16 protein-coding genes are annotated in these 17,556 nt (G+C 69.9%); 3 read left to right on the plus strand and 13 right to left on the minus strand.

Annotated elements, in window-relative coordinates:
* Position 1: 1 nt before the first annotated feature.
* From ABT053_RS20880 to ABT053_RS20890, 3 genes are all read right to left on the minus strand, one after another.
* Positions 2-838 (minus strand): LLM class flavin-dependent oxidoreductase, encoded by an 837-nt coding sequence (locus ABT053_RS20880; protein ID WP_350970754.1) that lies wholly within the window; start codon positions 836-838, stop codon positions 2-4.
* Between the two features lie 142 nt (positions 839-980).
* The gene (locus tag ABT053_RS20885) at positions 981-1,532 is read right to left on the minus strand and encodes a C40 family peptidase (protein ID WP_350970755.1); all 552 of its coding nucleotides are present in this window, start codon (positions 1,530-1,532) and stop codon (positions 981-983) included.
* Positions 1,533-2,087: 555 nt separating this feature from the next.
* A complete protein-coding gene (locus tag ABT053_RS20890) occupies positions 2,088-2,276 on the minus strand; it encodes a hypothetical protein (protein ID WP_350970756.1) in 189 nt (62 codons plus the stop codon).
* Positions 2,277-2,558: 282 nt separating this feature from the next.
* Between ABT053_RS20890 and ABT053_RS20895 the strand changes: the two genes are divergently transcribed.
* Entirely contained in the window at positions 2,559-2,894 is a 336-nt protein-coding gene (locus tag ABT053_RS20895; RefSeq protein ID WP_350970757.1) for a hypothetical protein, read from the plus strand.
* A gap of 489 nt (positions 2,895-3,383) precedes the next feature.
* Here ABT053_RS20895 and ABT053_RS20900 read toward each other — a convergent pair whose 3' ends face one another.
* The 7 genes from ABT053_RS20900 to ABT053_RS20930 all read right to left on the minus strand — a co-directional run bounded on the left by ABT053_RS20900 (position 3,384) and on the right by ABT053_RS20930 (position 11,575).
* The gene (locus ABT053_RS20900) at positions 3,384-4,217 is read right to left on the minus strand and encodes a hypothetical protein (protein ID WP_350970758.1); all 834 of its coding nucleotides are present in this window, start codon (positions 4,215-4,217) and stop codon (positions 3,384-3,386) included.
* Between the two features lie 267 nt (positions 4,218-4,484).
* Positions 4,485-5,450, minus strand: coding sequence for a thiopeptide-type bacteriocin biosynthesis protein (locus ABT053_RS20905; protein ID WP_350970759.1), 966 nt, complete (start codon positions 5,448-5,450; stop codon positions 4,485-4,487).
* Positions 5,432-6,601 (minus strand): lanthionine synthetase C family protein, encoded by a 1,170-nt coding sequence (locus ABT053_RS20910; protein WP_350970760.1) that lies wholly within the window; start codon positions 6,599-6,601, stop codon positions 5,432-5,434. The genes ABT053_RS20905 and ABT053_RS20910 overlap by 19 nt, the downstream gene beginning before the upstream one ends.
* Positions 6,598-9,666 (minus strand): lantibiotic dehydratase, encoded by a 3,069-nt coding sequence (locus tag ABT053_RS20915; protein WP_350970761.1) that lies wholly within the window; start codon positions 9,664-9,666, stop codon positions 6,598-6,600. The genes ABT053_RS20910 and ABT053_RS20915 overlap by 4 nt, the downstream gene beginning before the upstream one ends.
* Positions 9,667-9,736: 70 nt before the next feature.
* Positions 9,737-9,928 (minus strand): FxLD family lanthipeptide, encoded by a 192-nt coding sequence (locus ABT053_RS20920; protein WP_344916650.1) that lies wholly within the window; start codon positions 9,926-9,928, stop codon positions 9,737-9,739.
* Between the two features lie 56 nt (positions 9,929-9,984).
* Positions 9,985-11,211 (minus strand): methyltransferase, FxLD system, encoded by a 1,227-nt coding sequence (gene fxlM, locus ABT053_RS20925; RefSeq protein WP_350970762.1) that lies wholly within the window; start codon positions 11,209-11,211, stop codon positions 9,985-9,987.
* Positions 11,192-11,575, minus strand: a complete 384-nt coding sequence (locus tag ABT053_RS20930; RefSeq protein ID WP_350970763.1) for a hypothetical protein — start codon at positions 11,573-11,575, stop codon at positions 11,192-11,194. The genes fxlM and ABT053_RS20930 overlap by 20 nt, the downstream gene beginning before the upstream one ends.
* A 237-nt stretch (positions 11,576-11,812) precedes the next feature.
* Between ABT053_RS20930 and ABT053_RS20940 the strand changes: the two genes are divergently transcribed.
* A complete protein-coding gene (locus ABT053_RS20940; RefSeq protein ID WP_502991823.1) occupies positions 11,813-12,961 on the plus strand; it encodes a helix-turn-helix domain-containing protein in 1,149 nt (382 codons plus the stop codon).
* On the opposite strand, the gene ABT053_RS20945 is transcribed toward ABT053_RS20940, so the two are convergent.
* From ABT053_RS20945 to ABT053_RS20955, 3 genes are all read right to left on the minus strand, one after another.
* On the minus strand, positions 12,938-13,795 hold the full coding sequence (locus tag ABT053_RS20945) for an alpha/beta hydrolase (RefSeq protein WP_350970764.1): 858 nt from the start codon (positions 13,793-13,795) through the stop codon (positions 12,938-12,940). The two genes, ABT053_RS20940 and ABT053_RS20945, sit on opposite strands and share 24 nt — an antisense overlap.
* A gap of 295 nt (positions 13,796-14,090) precedes the next feature.
* Entirely contained in the window at positions 14,091-15,515 is a 1,425-nt protein-coding gene (gene glnA, locus ABT053_RS20950) for a type I glutamate--ammonia ligase (RefSeq protein WP_329092704.1), read from the minus strand.
* Between the two features lie 159 nt (positions 15,516-15,674).
* Entirely contained in the window at positions 15,675-16,715 is a 1,041-nt protein-coding gene (locus ABT053_RS20955) for a hypothetical protein (RefSeq protein WP_350970765.1), read from the minus strand.
* A gap of 133 nt (positions 16,716-16,848) precedes the next feature.
* Here ABT053_RS20955 and ABT053_RS20960 point away from each other — a divergent pair, with 133 nt between their 5' ends.
* Positions 16,849-17,310: an RDD family protein gene (locus ABT053_RS20960; protein ID WP_350970766.1), complete on the plus strand. Its 462-nt coding sequence runs from the start codon at positions 16,849-16,851 to the stop codon at positions 17,308-17,310.
* Positions 17,311-17,556: the final 246 nt, after the last annotated feature.

Consider the following 17,556-nt stretch of genomic DNA (forward strand, 5'->3'; position numbering starts at 1 on the left):
CCTAGCGGAGCTCTCCCAGGAGCAGGTCGACCTGGGGGAGCGGGTCCGGTCCGTACGGGCGGACCACGACCGTGCGGGCACCCGCCTCCCACAGGGACCTGACCTGGTCGGCGGCCTCCCCGGGAGAGCCCACCGCCATCACGACCTCCTCCGGGGCGATCTTCAGGAACCCGGCGCTGCCCTCGGCCAGGGCGGTGACCACCGCGGGGTCGTCGCCGAGGTAGAGGTTCACGAAGACCACCATCTCGTGGTCGCCCTCGCCGGTCAGCTTCAGGGCGTTCTCGATCTGCCGGGGGCCGACCCCCTCGGGCAGGATCGTGCCCTGCGCCACCCGTCCCGACAGCTCCAGCGAGCGGGGCCGCACCACCCCGGCCAGCAGCGGCGGCACGACGGCGGGGGGATGCACCAGGCTCACCCCGTCGAGGTGTACGGCCCTGCCCTGGAGGGTGACCGTCTCGCCGCGCAGCAGCTCCCGTACCGCCGTGATCGTCTCCTCCAGCAGCGCGAGCGGCGAGGGGGCGAGGGCGCCCACCTGGCGCATCCAGTCCTGGACGCCGTGCCCGATTCCGGCCGCGAGCCTGCCCGGGTGCAACCTGGCCAGGTTGCCCAGCTCCATGGCGAGCAGGGCCGGGTTGCGCAGCGGCGCCGGGGTGATCCCGATGCCCACCCGGAGGCGCTCGGTGACGGCGAGCGCGGTGGCCGCCGAGGAGATGGCCCCGGTCCAGCCGAGATCCTCCACCACCCAGACGTCGTCCACCTCGGCCGCGTCCAGGTGGCGGCAGAAGGGGATGAGCGACTCGGGGGGAAGGTCGCGGTCGAACATGACGCCCAGGCGCATATCTCTCCTCGTGAACGGCGGGATCTCCCGCTGTGCCGTTTTCGCGGCACCTCTTCTACGGCGCCGCTTTTCTACGGCTCTTCTACGGCTCTTCTACGGCTTTTCTACGGCGCCTCTTTCGCGGCGCCTTCTTCGCGGGACCTCAGAGGGGTCTCGCGTAGCGGAAGTATCCGGCGAGGTCGTCGACGGCCGCGACGCGATCGATCCGCACCTCGGTCCCGGTCCTCCGCGCATTGATCATCTTGCCCTGGCCGACGTAGATGCCGACGTGGTGGGTCCTGACTTTACGCTTGCCGACCTTGCCGTAGAACACGAGATCCCCCGGTCTCGCCACGGCGGCGGGGATCTTCTTGAGCCGCCTGACGTGGTCGTCGGTGTTGCCCGGCCCCAGCACGTCGCGCCCGTAGGCGAGGTGGTAGACCCAGCGGGCGAGACCGGAGCAGTCGAGCCCGAGGGTCTTGGTGGCCGGGCAGGGCTTGATCGATCCCCGGTAGCCCTGGCAGGTGCCGAGGGAGGGGCCCGGGTCCTTGTCGTGGCCGCCGCCCCAGGAGTAGGGGATCTCCCCGCCCCGCCAGCCGGGCTGGTGCTGCCCGGCCTCGATCGCGTACGCGATGGCGGTGATCCGGTTGGGGGTGACGGGCCGGGTCGGTATCCAGGCGGAGGCGCTCAGGAGCAGGAACGTTCCCAGGAGCACGATCGCCAGGGCCCGCTTCCGGTGCCGCCGGGGGGCAGGACGCCGGGGGAGATCGTGATCGCCGGCGGGCCCAGGGAGCCCGGGAAGGCCTGGGAATCGGGTGCGCCCGAGGGGGCCGACGGGGGTGGATCGCTGCCCTCCGGCCCGGGAGGACGTGAAATTCGCCTCATCGTCCCGGATCGCCGCTGCCACGTCACCTCGCCTGGTCGGTCCCTGTGGGTCATGACCAGTCTGCCTAACAAGCCGGTGATGCGCGTTGTGTGCGGATTTATCCCATGCTGTGCAGGCTCGATGGCGGGGACGATCCTGACGTCGGAACGGTGTCGCGGCATCCGGGTTCCGAGGCGGGGGTCGAGCCGTTCAGGGCCGGGCCGAACGGGTGGTGAGCGTCGTGACATACGAGTGATGCGCGTCGTGACACGCCGCGACCCGCGTGCCGGGGCACGCGGGTCGCGGTGGTGCCGGTTACGGTGCCGGGGCGCGCCATGAAGGCGTTGCGGAGGTGCTGCGGCCTATGGCCTGCGGCTCGTGTCCCGTGTTCTGTATGACCGGTCGTCAGTTGTCGTCCCCGTCGTCGTCCGTGCCGCCGTCGTCGTCCACGCCGGGTCCGGTCGTCGTGTTGACGACGTCGGGACCGTCGTCACCGTCGTCGTCGCCACCGCCCCCGCAACCGCCGACGAGGCCGACGAGGGTCGCCATCGCCGCGGCGGCGAGCGCCACCTTCCGCGTGGTCTGAGCAAGCATGCACAACCTCCAACTGGTGGTTCTCCGGCCGGACGCGTCGGCGTCCGGCCCCACCCCTCTGTCCGGTCCGGCGGCGATCTAACACCGGTTGGAGATGTCGTGTTGGCCGCCCCCGCCGCGAGCCGACCTCGTGATCACCCTTGAACGAGCCGGATCGCTCCAGTTAAGAGCTGCTTTTTGGATGAAAGACATGATTTTTCGCGATTTCTAATAAAAAGCTGATTCTTGGGTATTCGGTGTGCGCTGTAACGACGGGGAGTTCTCTGGCCGGTGAGGTGATTCATGAATGGCGGTAGGGACAACAGGCGCCGTATCGCGGTGGCGGTGCTGGTCGCGGTGTTGGGCGCGGCGCTGATCGCGGTGGTGGCAGGGGCACTCGGCGCGCTGGTGTCCAACACGTTCGGCGTCGACCGGGAGACGACCAGCACCGTGTCCATAGTGGTGAGCGGCTTGGCGAGCGGGGTCATCGCCGCGATATTGGTGAGGCGTTACCGCCCGTGGCCCAAGGCGTCCGACACTCGGCCCAAGCTTGACGCTCGGCCCGAGGTGCCCGAGGCTCGGCGGCCCGAGCCGTCCGACGTCTCGGAGAGGGTGAGCGGGTCGCCGGAGAGGACCTGAACGGCACCGTCTGTTACCGGAACGACGAAGCGATCCGGGCAGCGTGACGACGGCTCCGGCGTACGAGTGGAAGCGGAACCACTTCGGCTCGTACGCCGGGAAACCGGTCCCGAGGCCGGTGACTCGTCCCCGGTTCGGATCGCGGGCCCGCGCGGCCTTCACGCCGCCGGGGAGCGGCACATGCGAAAGGCCGCCGAGCGTGCCCTCCGGAGAGGGACGCTCGGTGGCCTTTCGTGAGATCCCTGAGTGTCCTGACCGGGGTTCACCCGGTTCAGGAGGTCAGTGGCTCAGACGTCGTAGGTGTGACATAGGTGGCTGTCCAACCTGGCGATTCCTTGATCATTTATAGTGCTGTTCTAGCTCCTCCCGGTGGAGTGCCGTGCCGATCGCTTTTCGAGCCGGGCCGTCACTGCCCAGCATCAGGTGTGTGTAGGCGGGCGTAGCCCACCTGGAGGATCCCCGCGATCGGCTCACGGTGGAAGCGCCGATTCATCGTGGGACGGGATCTGCCAGAGCTTGGAAAGCGGCCTGGCTGGTGGTCACCGCTGCCAGGAGATCGGCCATCAGGTGTGTGGGTATCGCGCCGCGCCCGAGCCCCGAGGACTGCACGACCGCGGACAGCGCTTGATCCTGGGCGTCAGATAGTCGCATCCCATTCTCGCTCCTGGTGTGCTTGAGCACTTCTCTCGCGGCGTACCCGTCACCGGCTTCGATCACTTCCGTGGCCACATGGGCGAGGATGCGACCGGCCGCATCCGGGTCGGCCGTGGTGGCCAGGGTGACCACGGTCAGTCCAAGCCGGGCACGGAAGTCCGCATACCCCGGCGTCGGCTCGGACCCGAGGAAGTGCCCGACCATCGCGGTGATGTCCCGGCCGGCCGAGTTCGGGGCCGCGCACATCACCCGCAGGCAGGATGCGACCTGCTGCTCCCACGGGTGCACCGGTGTGCTCTCCTCCAACAGCGCGCGCGCCGCCCGCGGATCGCCGTGCAGGAGGCGGGTGACGATCGCAGCCTGCCTGCCCTCCATGAGGTGCACTCCGATTCCCTGGTGTGCTTCGGCGAGAGTGACCGCCTCGTCCCAGCGGCCGGCGAGAGCCAGGGCACGGATTCCGTCCCCCAGGTATTGCAGCCAGACCCACTCGCGGAGCTTGTGGTGCTCCTGCCGTGTGCCGATCGGGTCGGCCGACGGCAGCGTGTGTCCTTCGACCAGATCAATGTTCGCGGTGACGGCCTGGTACATCGCCTCCAGCAGGTGCAGGGCTTGAGTGCCACTGTCGGCGCGGATCTGGAGCCGGGCGAGGTTCGTGACGGGTTCGAGCATGTACCTGGCCTGCCGCACGGTAGAGGTTGATGTGCTGCCAGCACAGGTCGCGGGCCAGGTCTGCCCGGCCACAATCGCTGGCCAGCAGCGCGGCCTTGTTCAGGGCGTGCGCCCCTTCGGCCATGCCGTCCGCGCCGGGTTGTCCGGCCGCGGCCGCGATCTCGGTGATCTCCTTGACCCGTTCGGGAAGTGATGGGCAGGCGGGCCGGGGGCGGCCCAGGAGCGGGAAGCGGCGCGCGGCGGCGTTCAGCGTCGCGATATCCATGATCAACTCCAGGGCAGGGCGGCGGTGCGTGCCGCGTGGGCGAGGATGCCCTGAGTGGTGATCGCCAGGTCGAGCCGGTTCCAGTGGAAGATCACCACGTGAGTGAGGACGGCGCGCACACCACGATGAAGGCGGCCTCGGCTCGCCGCTTCACCGAGTCGACGGCCGGCGATCTGGTGCGCGGCGAGCCAGGGTGTGGCGAACGCGACCGGCCCGCCGACCTCGAACAGGGCATTGGCGGCTGGTGCGGGTAGGGCCAGCAGGGTGCGCAGGCTGTCGGCCAGCTGCTCGACGCGTACGTCGTCGGCATCGGGTGCGGGGCGTAGCCGGGCCACCCGGTCGAAAACGTCGCCGAGCTCGAACCAGTCCAGCCCTGCCTCGCGGCACAGGGCATTGATCAACAGGACGGACAGTTCTCGGCGGCCGAGGCTCGGTGCGCTCTGGCGGGCGTAGTCCAGCACGCCGCGGCTGTCGGCGCCGAACAGGTCGTGGACCACGTCCATCCCGGTCGGCCCGCCGAAGGCCGCGATCTCCGGCTCGTACACGGTCGGCCACCAGCGGGTGAGCAGCCCGGCCATGAGCAGCTCGTCGAGCATCTGGTCCACTGCCGCGCTGTCGGCGTCGCGTAGCCGCAGCCTCCAGCAGGGGTATTTGCGCAAGAACCACCACCCGGTGATGGCTCCGCCGGCCTGGAGCTCGTCCAGGCGCGGCCCGAGATGCGTGGCGCCGATGGTCTCGGCGGCGCTCCAGTCGGGGAACTGGACGCGCAGCTGATACCACCCCCGCTCGGCTCGCCGCTCCAGTGCGGCGAGCCCCGCGGCCCGGTAGACCTGCAGAGCGTCGTCGAGGTCGTCGGGGTCCACGCCGCTGGTCGCCCCGGTGGCGTCAAGGTCTGCGCCCGCGAGGATCGCGAGCACGGCGGCCGCGAGGTGGTACGGCGGGGTCGTGGTCAGGTGATCAGCAGGCATGCGTCCCATCCCGAGCGGGGCGGCGTGGTGCACCGCGTGGTTTCCAACGCCAGGTCGACCCCGGCGTCTCCGGTCAGCAGCCCGGCCTGCCCGCCTGTAGCGGCGGCGGCGTGCCGGGTGAGTGCGGTGGCCGCCGCAGGCAGACGTTGGCCGATCGCGGGGTCCGCCGCGTCGGCGGCGGCCCGATAAGCGGTCTGATACACCCCGGCCATGCCGTGGCACAGTCCCGCGTCGGTGATGCGGTGCAGTTGCCGGGCCGACAACGCCGCGACGATGGTCTTCTCCGCGGCCGCGCGCCGGGTGGAGTCGCCGGTGGCGATGGCCGCGAGCTGCTGGGCGCGGCCGATCCCTAACGCGCCGTAGCACCAGGACGGCCGCCCGGGAACCTCCTGGGTGGGGCGTCCGGTCCGTAGATCTTCCCGGGTGACCCATTCGGGCCACCACGGCCCGTCCGCTGAGTCCTGCTGCCATCCGTCAAACCAGGAGAGCAGGCGCTCGATCGCTTCTTTCTGCCCCTCGACGGCGCACCCGTGGGAGGTGGCGAGCGCGAGCAGGGCAAGCAGCCCGGCCGCGCCGTGCGCCATTCCCAGGTTGCCGTGCCCGCCAGAGGTCGGCCGGATCGGGTCCGGGTCGTGGCCCGCCCACCAGCCCGGCAGCTCACGCCCGTCCTCGTGGCGCGGTTGCACCAGTCGGACGACGTAGCGCAGCACGTCGCCGAGGGTGTCGCTGCCCGGAGCCCGGCGCAGCAGTAGCGCGCCGATCCCGGCCAGCCCTCGAAACAGGTCGTATTCGTCGAACGCCGCTGCCCGCCCGTGCTCCATGCGGTCGGCGGCCTCGGCCAGGCGCCGGCGGGTCACGCGCAGCACGTGCTCGTCGAGGGTGTCGGCCGCCGCCCGGTAGGCGGGGTGGCCGCCCGTGGCGGCGGCGTGCAGCACGAAGGCGACGGCCGGCGCCCCGTAGTACAGGCCGGTGTGCGCTCCCGCGTCGACCGGGCCGGCCGCGACCTGCCGGACGCGGGTGTGGGCCTCGCTCCACTGGCCGGAGCCGGTCAGGGCGCGCTCGATGTGCAGGAGCGCGACCCCGGCCGCCCCGTCGGCAAGTCCCTGGGGGGCCGCTTCCTCGGCGGTGAGGGTCACCGGGCCGGAGCTCACAGGGCACCGGCCAGGGCCAGGCGGCGCAGTGCGGCGGCGCGGGCCAGACGACCGGTGGCCTTCTCGAATTCCGGGTCTACGCCGAGGGCGCGCATGTGATGTTCATGCAGCAGGGTGCGCAGCACAGTGCCCGCATCACGCTGGGAGGACAAAGCATGGTGGTAGGCGGCCAGCGCCTCACCCCGCACCTGCCACGCGGCGGCCACCGCGTCGCCATCGGGCAGAACCCGCACGGCCTGGAAGTCTTCGGTGGGGTCGGCCAGGCGCAGGGCATGGTCACGCACCGACGACTCCACCGGTCCGGTCTGCTGTTTCAGACAGCCGACCAGCGCCCGGTACCCGGAACTCGGGTCGCGGGAGAACGCGGCGCTCAGGTGCGCCATGGACGCGGCGGCCAAGGCTTGGGCGGGAATCCCCGCGGCGTCGACCATCCTGATCTGGGCGATGGCCGCCGCCGTGTCCGCGGCGAACACCCGCTCGGCCGCGGTGAGGGCCGGGCCGTGCCCGTAGCGGGCGGGATGCTGCACGTGGGAAACCAGGCTGAGGTGCGCGGGCAGACCGCGCGCCTGCAGGCCGGCGGCGAAGGCGGCCAGACGAGCCGCGACCGGCCCGTACCCCTGGGGGGAGGTGAGTCGCACGATCACGGCCAGGTGCTGGTCGGTGTCGAGCCGGATCATGTCGCGGTAGCGGCGCACCCACCACTCCTCCACCAGGTCACCGAGCTCACCGGCGAAGGCGGGCAGGTGCCTGGCCAAGATCTCGTCGAACCGCGCGGGGTTGCCCACGATCTGGGCGTGCACCACCGCGGAGTCCCCGGGCCGAAGGACAGCGCCCGGCGCCGCGGTCACGGGGAGCCGACGCGGCGGCGGATTGAGCGCGGTCATCGGGATCAGGAGTTCTGCCGGCCGTCCTGCGATCCAGCCCCGGCCGTCCGGGCGGTCCTCTTGTACTTCGACCCGCCCGGATCGCTCCAGCCGCGCCCGGAGCAGGGCGCGGTCCAGCCGTTGTTCGAGGTCGAGCGGCAGGCGCATCTGACCGTCGCGCAGCACCACCCGCGCCGGTATGTGCCGCCGCTGCCGCCAGGCGCTCACGGCCGCATCCCACGCTGTCCCGGCCGGGATGGCCGAGACGCCGGTGGAGGTGACGATCCAGCGGGCAGCCGACAACACGGTGCGCCGGTAGCGGATACGGGGAACGTAGGGCAGGGTGCGGGCGGCAGCCCCGAGATCGAACGGCCCGAAGATCGCGGTGCGCGCGTCGGCGACCTCGGCGATGAACCGCGCCAGCGGCGGAGTATGGACGCCGGCGTCCAGCGCGTGCGGGATCCGGGGGATCACGCGTCGCCCGGTGGAGCGCTGCACCAGATACATCTGGTCGGCGTCGACGGTCACCGCCAGGTCGTCGACGCCGATCACCGCCCCGTCAGGGTGTTCGGACAACGACACGACGTCGGGCAGGAGGCGTGGGACGCGCACCACGTTCGCGGTGTGTGCGCGACGAGGCGGAAAGGACAGCTGCATCGCTACCGCGTCCTGGTCACCGGCCGCATAGGAGGCGGCCAGGAGCGCCCGGTCGGTGTCGCCGAGCAGAGGAGCGAATCGTCCGGCCATGCTCGTGTAGGCGCGGGGTGCGGCGGTGATCTGCAGCTCGAACGTTCCGGCGTCGATCGCCGCGGTGGAGGCGGCGTGCACCGTGACGCCGAGCTCGATGCGCTGCGGCGGCACGATGTCGGTGTACTCGCCCACGGTCAGCGCCTCGATGTCGGCTCCGGTCAGTGCGATGTCGGTGCCGTCCCGGGTGGCCTGCTGGATCAACGCCAGCAGGACGGCGTCGCGCTCGGTCAGCATCCGCCAGGAGGGCCGGGCGCGTGGCGCGCCGGGGTAGCCGCCGGGGTAGCCGAGCCCGGAGTCGGCGACCAGCTCTCGCACCGGCACCAGGGTTCCGGGACCGTAGCGGGTACGGAAACGGGCGTGGTAGTCGAGCCAGGCCGCCGTGCCGAAGGGGGCGGTGGTCAGGCGCAGCAGGACACTCGCGGCGCGCGTGGCCTCCTCCAGCACCCGTTCGGGCACGGTGATCTGCCCGTCCAGCGCTACGTCAACGGCCAGCACAGGCCTGATACCAGGGGTGAGCCTGGTCATCTGCGCGGCGGCCGATGCCGGGATCCCCGCGCTCTGCGGGCTGGCGGTGGTGGGGTGGGCCAGATGTTCACTGAGCGCCTCCAGCTGGTCCAGCACCGCCGCGGTGTCGGGCAGGTCCTCGGCCCCGGCGGCGCGCAGCGCACCGATCACGTGAGCCAGGGGGTCGGCCGTCGTCGGCGGGCACAGACTCGTGATCAGAATGTGCTGGTCGACCAGGCTGTGCAGCAGGCCGCGAATCTGCTCCGGTGAAGCCGTCGAGAAAGAACCGGCCAGGGCCTCGGCCAGGGCGTCGAACCGTATCGGCGAGGCGGCCGCGCTCAGCGCGGCCTGCAGGGGCCGGGTGAGGGGTACGACGATCTCTCGCATCGGCCCAGGGGTTCGGGCGCCCACCCGCGCCCGCTCGGCCACGATGAAGCTGCCATCGCGCACGATTCCGCCGCTGTCGGCCACCACCGTCAGGTGCGGGCGCAACCCTGGATGCGATTCGAGCTGGTCGACCAGCATCTGCAGCCATTCGGCGTCGACACGGGCCAGCGCGCGGTGCCCGGCGCCGATCTTCGCCGCCGCGGGCCCGATGGCGGCGGCGGTGACGCCGGCGAACATCCCGAACGGTGTGGGCCGCCGCTGCCAGCGCAGCAGGTAGGAGGCTGTGCTCATGATGGCGCGGCGCAGATCCTTGATGGGGGCCGGTCTGGTGCCGGGGGTGAGGAACTGGTCGATGCGCGTGGCCAGGGTTGGGCTGGCCACCCGCAGTGCCTCGCGTACGTCGTCTCGGGACCAGATCATCGCCAGCCACGTGCGGCCTTCGGCTTGGACCGCGGCCGGGTCGCTGGCGTCCAGATGCGCCGGCACCACCAGGTCGCCGGGGTCTGTCGTGGCGCGCACCAGCACCAGGCCGGTGTGTCGGTAACGCGTGGGTACGGTCATCCCGCCTCCTTCGGCCGGTCATGAACCGCGCCACCGGCGCCCGAACCGCGGGCGCCGGTGGCAGAAGGGGTCAGGACGGGTCGTTGGAGCTGGTGGCGCACGCCGAGCCGCTGCAAGTGCTGCCGCACCCGTCGCCGGTGCTGCACGCCATGACCGCGAGCGGCGTGGTGGCTTCCACCACGCGCATGTCCAGCACGAACTCGTCATCGGACAGGGGCAGGGTCTCGTCGAGGGTCGGGGCCTCGGGGATCAGCAAGGACATCGGACACGTTCCTTAACTAGAGGGCTGGGTGTGGTGCATCCTGATCCGCGAGTCGCTCAACTCATCGCGGGCCAGGAGATCGTGACCAGACCGTGGGCCTTGGCGAGAACCGCCGCACGATCGGGTATCCGAGGGGCGGTGCCGGTCGGCCAGAAGGCGATCGTGGGAGCCGGGCCGCTCCGGGCGCTGTGGTCCCACGCCTGGATCTGCTCGACCATCGCGGTCGCGGCCTCCTGGCCGTGCGATCCGTAGGCGCGCGCCCCGAACTCGAACCCGGCACCCTCGGCGGCCGGGCGTATCGCCAGGTAGGCGAATGAGTCACCCCGTACGACTCCGAAGGGGAACCAGGTACCGCGCTCCCCGGCCAGGTCCGTTCCCTGCTCGGCGGCGACCCTGCAGAATCCGGGCAGAAAGGACACGAACCACAGGTGCAAGTCGGCGAACGACACTCCGTTCGCGATCGTGATGCCGGACCACGCCTCGGTGCGCCCGCTCGCCAGAACACCGTCGAGCAGACCCGGACTCTCTGGCGCCCCGTCGTCGAACTGGAGGTCGATGTGGTGGCCATGGGTGTCGGGGAGCCGGAATATCTGGTCGATGTGTTCCCCCTCGCCCTGCATCGCAACGAATCCGCACACTTCGGCGGAGTCGCTCACCAGGTGGCCGGCCTCGCGGTGGAACGCGATCGAGCGCGTGACGCCGTTCATCCGCAGCGGCACGACGAGCACGCCGTCCTCGGCCAGCTGCTCCAGCCAGGCCGGCGGGATGTCCCAAGCGCCGACCGTCACGATGATCGCGTCGAACACTCCCAGGTCGGGCACACCGCGCTCGGCGTCGGCCAGGATGACCCTGACCCGGTTGCCGTACCCGGTGGCCGCCAGGGCAGCAGAAGCCCGGTCGGTCACGTCCTGGTCGATGTCCACGCTGACCACACGCCCATCGGGGCCGACGATCTCGGCCAGGAGCGCGGCGTTGTAGCCGCCGCTCCCGTATTCGAGCACGTTCATGCCCGGCTGGATCCCAGCCTGTTCGATCATCCGCGCCTGGAGGAACGCTGCGCTGGTCGAGGAGACCAGCACTCCACGCCCGTCGGTCTTGATCGCCACTGACTCATCGGCGTTGTAGGCAACCTCCATCGGGGTGCCGTCCGGGACGAACGCGTGCCGGGGCACCGCGCGGAACGCGGCCTCAACCCGGGCTGATGTGATGTGCCCGGCGGAGACGAGCTCGTCGGCGAGCTTGTCGCGCAGCTCGGCGGCGCGGTCAGCAGTCGCATTTGTCAAGGTAATCCCTCTCTGGAGGTACGGAGCCGATCACTGAGGAAGCTCGATGGAGGCGCTGTCTTTCGCCACGGACGGCGATAGACAGACGGGGGTGGGGGCAGGCCGGCGCGACGCCGTCCGGGTGCGCGGGGCTGCCTGGCCACGAGACCACCTGCTCGGCGATCTCCTCCTGCCGGGCGGCCGCGGCCCTCAGGTCGTCGAAGGTGTCGGCGTCCAGGTCGGGTTTGGCTCCAGCGAGCAACCCCTCCTGGGGGAACGCCCTTTCGCGGAAGGCCCAGAAGCGGCCCCGGTCACTACGGATCAGTCGCCAGCCCGGAATCGTGTGGCTCGTGGACTCGGGCATCATGGCTCTACGCTTCTTCACGGGTCAGGACCTCGATTCCTGATCAAGGCCCCGGAACTCCCCTCGGTGTTCGTCGCGCCGGGGGCCGGGGCCGTTTTTTGTCGTGAGGGCGCTGGTAGAAGCAGCCCTTGGGGATAGCGTTGTCGGCACCACTACAGGGTCTAGGCGTGGACTGTCCGCAGGGTGTCCGCGAGTCTGCGGACACCACTGTGCGGACACGGCAAGGAGCACCACGTGGGCTTTGAAACGTTCGGTGAGGTGCTTCGACGTCTACGTGCCGGAATGTCACTCCGCGAGCTGGCTCGTATAGCCCACTGCAGCAAGAGCTACATCGCCGATCTCGAAAGCGGACGACGGTCACCGACCATGACGGTCGCCACGGCACTTGACAAGGCTCTCAGGGCGAACGGTCAACTCGTAACCCTGGCTGACCGCAGACAGTGCGCCGTTGTCTGGCCGGCGGCAAGCATGGAGGCACTACCACCTGCCGAGGAGGTCATGACGGATCCTCGTCGCTACGTGGGTGGGTCCGTGGTGAAGGAGCTACGCCTCCGGCTCGACGCAAGCAAGGCGGAGGATGGCACTCTCGGATCATCAGCGGCTCTGCCTGGAGTGCGGGCCGTGATCACGGTCGTGCAGCACTGCGTCCGCGAAGTTCGCCCTCAGATTCGGGGGCAACTGCTGACGGTGGGAGCGGAGGCCGCCGAATTCATCGGCTGGTTGTACCGCGATCTACGGGATTTGCCCACGGCAACGTACTGGTACGACCGGGCGGTCGAGTGGGCGCAGGAAGCCGACGACAGCCCCATGCAAGGCTATGTGTTGCTACGCAAATCTCAACTCGCCTATGACCGGCAGGACGCCTTGAAGGTGCTGACGCTGGCGGAAGCGGCGCAGCACAGCAGCACGCGGCTCCCGATCGGGGTGCGAGCAGAAGTGCTGCAGCAGCAGGCGTTGGGACTGGCCATGATGGGGGACCCGGTGCGCGAGGTCGAGATGAAGCTCGACGAAGCGCGCGGATTGCTGCCCGGCGTATCGGAGGAGCCGGGGACACTCGGCAGTTCCTTCACGGAGCACGTGCTGTTGCTGCGCAGCAGCGCGTGCTTCACCGAGGCGGGCAAGCCCGCCAGGGCGGCCGAGATCCTTGAGTCGATCATCGCCGGCGGCAGCCTGTCATATCGCGACGTCGGCTACTTCCAGGCCCGTCACGCGGCCGGTCTGGCCCTGATCGGCGAACCCGATCAGGCGGCCACCCTGGGGCTCGCAGCGGCGCGCGTTGCGCGGGCTACTCGTTCGTGGCGGACGATCACGGTCTTGGGCGATGTGGTGGAGTCGATGGACCGCTGGCGGCGTCGGCCGCAGGTGCGCGCCCTGCGAGACTTCTTAGCTGATCGTCCTGTCGCGTAGGCGTCCGTCCCGCAGCCACTCGGCGACCGTTCGGATCACCGCGGTCTGCCATGCCTGGCTTCGGGGGTTGTGATACTGCGGGTCATCGTGGACGGCGAAGGTGTGCTGTGAGCCTTCGACCTCGACCAGGTCGCACGGGGCGGTGAACCGGGGCACGGCCGCTCGAGAGGACTCGATCGGCACGAGAGTGTCCTTGGTGCCATGCACGATCAGGGTCGGGGCCCTGATGGAACCGAGGATGGTGTGCGGCTGCAGCCAGAAGACCTCGTTGAGGAGTGGTCGGCCGTGGCGCAGAGTGGGGGTGAAGGTGATGGATCCCTGCTCGGTGAGCTGGCGGGCGACGTCTTCATCTAGATAGTCGTCGTGCCAGTAGGGGCGGCTGTCGATGGTGCGCTTCTTGTAGTCGAGCTGGGGGTTGAGCAGTACCAGCCGGGACACTTCGTCGGGCCGGTGGGCGGCGTAATATCCGCAGATGCCGCCGCCGAAGCTCGTGCCGAGCAGGCTGAGTCTGGGGGCCTCGGTCGTCTCGCGGAGCTGTCGTAGCGCGGCGCGGATGTCGTTGAGGATGGTCGAGAGGGTCAGTTCTTCTTGTCTGCCTTCACTCTCGCCGTGGCCGCGCAGGTCGAAGCGGAGCGATGCCAAGCCGTGGTCGCTCAGTCCGCGGGCCATCCGGGTGAAGAAGCCGCTTTCGTGACGCGTCACCCCGCCGCCGTGAACCAGGACGACGGCGTGTTCTGGCGGTCCATCTGGTGTGACGAGCGTTCCAGCGAGCTGTTGGCCGTCGAGAGTCCGGAAGGTGATCTCATGCTCTGTGGACGTCACCTTCAGCAGCATAGGCACAGCCCTGGACCGGTGGAAGCATCCGCGGTGGTCCGGAGAAGGGGACGCAGTTCAGGGCGAGATGAGCGGCAGGCGTCGGTCTGCGACGTGGCCCACGTTGCAGCAGGGCATTGTCGCCCCGCCGAGCGAGATCAACACTCCCCAACAGAGCAGAACGGCCCGGCACCGATTTACGGTGCCGGGCCGTTCTGTTCCGGCCGACGTTGCTCAACAACGACAACTAACGACAAGCTTTTCCCAGCTCAGCGCCCATTTCCGGGAAGATCGCAGAGGCCGGAAAACCGGGCTGTCAGACGTCGTAGTAGAGCTCGAACTCGTGGGGGTGCGGGCGCAGGCGGATCGGGTCGATCTCGTTCTCGCGCTTGTAGGCGATCCAGGTCTCGATCAGGTCCGGCGTGAACACGCCGCCCTCCAGCAGGTACTCGTGGTCGGCCTCCAGGGCCGCGAGCACGGCGTCGAGCGAGCCCGGGACCTGCGGGATGTTGCGGGCCTCCTCCGGGGGAAGCTCATAGAGGTCCTTGTCGACCGGCTCGACCGGCTCGATCTTGTTGCGGATGCCGTCGATGCCCGCCATGAGCTGGGCGGCGAAGGCGAAGTACGGGTTGCAGGAGGGGTCGGGGACCCGGAACTCGATGCGCTTGGCCTTCGGGTTGGAGCCCGTGATCGGGATGCGGATGCACGCCGAGCGGTTGCGCTGGGAGTAGACCAGGTTCACCGGGGCCTCGTAGCCGGGCACCAGGCGGTGGTAGGAGTTGACCGTCGGGTTGGTGAACGCCAGCAGCGACGGGGCGTGCTTGAGCAGGCCGCCGATGTAGTAGCGGGCGGTGTCGGACAGGCCCGCGTAGCCGACCTCGTCGTAGAAGAGCGGCTCGCCGTCCTTCCAGAGCGACTGGTGGCAGTGCATGCCGGAGCCGTTGTCACCGAAGATCGGCTTGGGCATGAAGGTGACCGTGTGGCCGTGCTCCAGCGCCGTGCTCTTGACGATGTACTTGTACAGCATCAGGGTGTCGGCGGCCTTGAGCAGCGTGTTGAAGCGGAAGTCGATCTCCGCCTGCCCGGCCGTGCCCACCTCGTGGTGCTGCATCTCGACGTCGATCCCGGCGTCGATCAGCTTGCGGACCATCTCCGAGCGCAGGTCGGTGAAGTGGTCCATCGGCGGGACCGGGAAGTAGCCGCCCTTGAAGCGCGGCTTGTACCCGAGGTTGCCGCCGTCCTGGGCCTTGCCGCTGTTCCAGGCGCCCTCGATCGAGTCGATGTGGTAGTAGCTCGAGTGGGCGTTGGTCTCGAACCGCACGTCGTCGAAGATGTAGAACTCGGCCTCGGGGCCGAAGTAGACCGTGTCGGCGATGCCGGTGCCCTTGAGATACTCCTCCGCCTTGCGCGCGACGTTGCGCGGGTCACGGCTGTAGGCCTCGCCCGTCAGCGGGTCGTGCACGAAGAAGTTGATGTTGAGCGTCTTGTGCTGCCGGAACGGGTCGAGGACGGCCGTGGACGGGTCGGGCAGCAGCAGCATGTCCGACTCGTGGATGGCCTGGAACCCGCGGATCGACGAGCCGTCGAACATGAGGCCGTCGGTGAAGACGCCGGCCCCGAAGTTCTCCGAGGGGAACGTGAAATGGTGCGTCGTCCCCGGCAGGTCGGTGAACCTGACGTCAACGAACTGCACCCCTTCGTCCTTGATGAACTTCAGGACGTCGTCGGCGGAGTTGAACACGCGAACCTCCCATGGGACGGGCTAACAGCCCGAAAGTATGCCTGTGCCGTTACCGCCCCGTGTCTCGTTTGTTTCACCCGTGTTAAGCGAACGTCGCCTCCACGGTAGTCCTCAAGTCCGCTAAGGACGGGTATGGCGGGTCTTTCCTTTACCCGAGTTTCACGTCCCCGACGTCAGCTTCCGGCAGGCTCCCGGAGGCGTGTCGTCCTCGGCTCGGGAGTAGGGATCCACGGCGGGACCGGTCGTCTTCACGTCGTTCGACGAGTCCGGATAGAAGGGGTGGACGAAGCCGTCGTCTATGTCGCACCGCGAGGGGGCCACACCCCCGCCGTTCCACTCGTTCACCCAGAAGCGCAGCCGGTCACCGTCCCGCCACGCCTGCACGACGCCGACGTTGTGGGCGACGAGCCTCGTCACGGTGTCCGGACGGTCCGGCCGCCGGATCGCGTACACGAACAGGTAGTTGACCTTGACCCGGACGCCCCTGAGGCCGTTCTCCTCGAAGGCCGACAGCCGGGTCTCGCCGTCCACCTTGACGGTCCGGGTGACGAGCTCGGCGCTTCCCGGCGCCAGGCTCGTCGTCCACTGGCGGCTGTGATACCCCTTCTTCCTCTCCGGCTTCTTGAGCCCCTTGACGAACGGCGTGCGCTGCTCCGGGTCCAGCAGGCGGATCAGCTTCTCCGGCCTGCCGCCCATCAGCACCTTCTCGTCCAGGTGCGAGGCCGTGAGGAGGTTCCTCGCGTGCCGCAGAGCGGCGGACACCTCCGTGCGGCCCAGTCCGCCCACCGCCCTGGCGGGTGGCATGACCAGCCCCTCGGCGCCGTCGGCGTACCCCTGAGCGGGCGAGCCGTCGAAGGGTGAGGCCTTCCCCGATTCCGCTCGCGCCGTCTCGGCGGGCTCGTTCGTCCCGGCTGTCCCGGCTGTTTCGTCGGTCTCTCCTGCCGCAGGGCCCGGGGGCCGTCTGGAGACGGCGGTACGGATCTGGTCGACGACGTCCGGCCGGTAGGAGACGAGGATCCCGGCCGCCGCGACCAGGACCGCCACGGCGATCGCCGCGTTCCGCAGCCTCCGGCGCCGCCGGAGGCGGGGATGCCGCGCCCACTCCCGCCCGGCGGCCTTGTTGATCCGCCGCCGTTCCCGCTCGTCGATCTGGGCCGTGAGCGCTTTGAAACGCTCGTCGATGTCGTCGATGTCGGACACGGATTCTCCGGGGGTGATCGCGAGGGGGTCGGCACAACATGATCCATGGCTTTCACGTGACGCCGGTAGCCGATGACCGGTACGGGACGCGGGCGGATGCGAGGGCGGCGTCCCGGACGGCTACCGTTGGGGCATGAGCAGCAAGCAGCCGCGTTGGACCCAGACCTGGCTCGGCGGCGTCAGGTCCGCCGGAGTCGATCTCGGCTACCCGGGGGAGCGGCTCGGGCTGCCCCGGGAGGGCAGCGGCTCGGTGGCCGGGTTCGGCCGCAGGATCGGCGCCATCGTGATCGACTGGCTGATCTGCACCTGGGCCATCACCCAGGGGCTCCTGCGGATCGACCCCGCCAGGGCGCCCTGGGTGCCGGTCCTGATCCTCGCCGCCGAATACCTCCTGCTGGTGGGCACCATGGGGATGACCTTCGGGATGCGCCTGCTCGGCGTCCGGGTCGCCGCGCTCGGCGGTGGCGCCCCCGGGTTCGTCGCCGTGCTGGTGCGGACCTTCCTGCTCTGCCTGGCCGTGCCCGCCCTCGTCTGGGACCGCGACCAGCGCGGCCTGCACGACCGCGCGGCGAACACCGTGGTCGTACGCCTCTGAGCCGGCCTCGCGCCCCGCTTCCCGCTTCCCGTTCTCACCCGCCCGCCGGGGCCCGCTCCGCGCTCGCGATCGAGTCCGCTCTCGTCCGCCCGGTGCCCGTCCCGCGCTCGTGATCGCGCCCGCACTACCCTCGTCCCTGCCCGTTTCCGGAGTCCGGGGTCCGGGTGGGGAGAGGCGATGGCACCGATTCCTTTTCCGGCCGGTGGCCGTCATACCGGGGGCGGCCGCGCCGGGCGGGACGCCGTA

This window comes from Streptosporangium sp. NPDC002524 (assembly GCF_040295985.1).
Taxonomy (GTDB): Bacteria; Actinomycetota; Actinomycetes; order Streptosporangiales; family Streptosporangiaceae; genus Streptosporangium.

What these genes read in the sequence shown, in the direction of transcription:
- ABT053_RS20880 (WP_350970754.1), bottom strand. Translation starts at nt 838, where the DNA reads ATGCGCCTGGGCGTCATGTTCGACCGCGACCTTCCCCCCGAGTCGCTC.
- ABT053_RS20890 (WP_350970756.1), bottom strand. Translation starts at nt 2,276, where the DNA reads ATGCTTGCTCAGACCACGCGGAAGGTGGCGCTCGCCGCCGCGGCGATG.
- ABT053_RS20895 (WP_350970757.1), top strand. Translation starts at nt 2,559, where the DNA reads ATGAATGGCGGTAGGGACAACAGGCGCCGTATCGCGGTGGCGGTGCTG.
- ABT053_RS20900 (WP_350970758.1), bottom strand. Translation starts at nt 4,217, where the DNA reads ATGCTCGAACCCGTCACGAACCTCGCCCGGCTCCAGATCCGCGCCGAC.
- ABT053_RS20905 (WP_350970759.1), bottom strand. Translation starts at nt 5,450, where the DNA reads ATGCCTGCTGATCACCTGACCACGACCCCGCCGTACCACCTCGCGGCC.
- ABT053_RS20915 (WP_350970761.1), bottom strand. Translation starts at nt 9,666, where the DNA reads ATGACCGTACCCACGCGTTACCGACACACCGGCCTGGTGCTGGTGCGC.
- ABT053_RS20920 (WP_344916650.1), bottom strand. Translation starts at nt 9,928, where the DNA reads ATGTCCTTGCTGATCCCCGAGGCCCCGACCCTCGACGAGACCCTGCCC.
- ABT053_RS20945 (WP_350970764.1), bottom strand. Translation starts at nt 13,795, where the DNA reads ATGCTGCTGAAGGTGACGTCCACAGAGCATGAGATCACCTTCCGGACT.
- ABT053_RS20960 (WP_350970766.1), top strand. Translation starts at nt 16,849, where the DNA reads ATGAGCAGCAAGCAGCCGCGTTGGACCCAGACCTGGCTCGGCGGCGTC.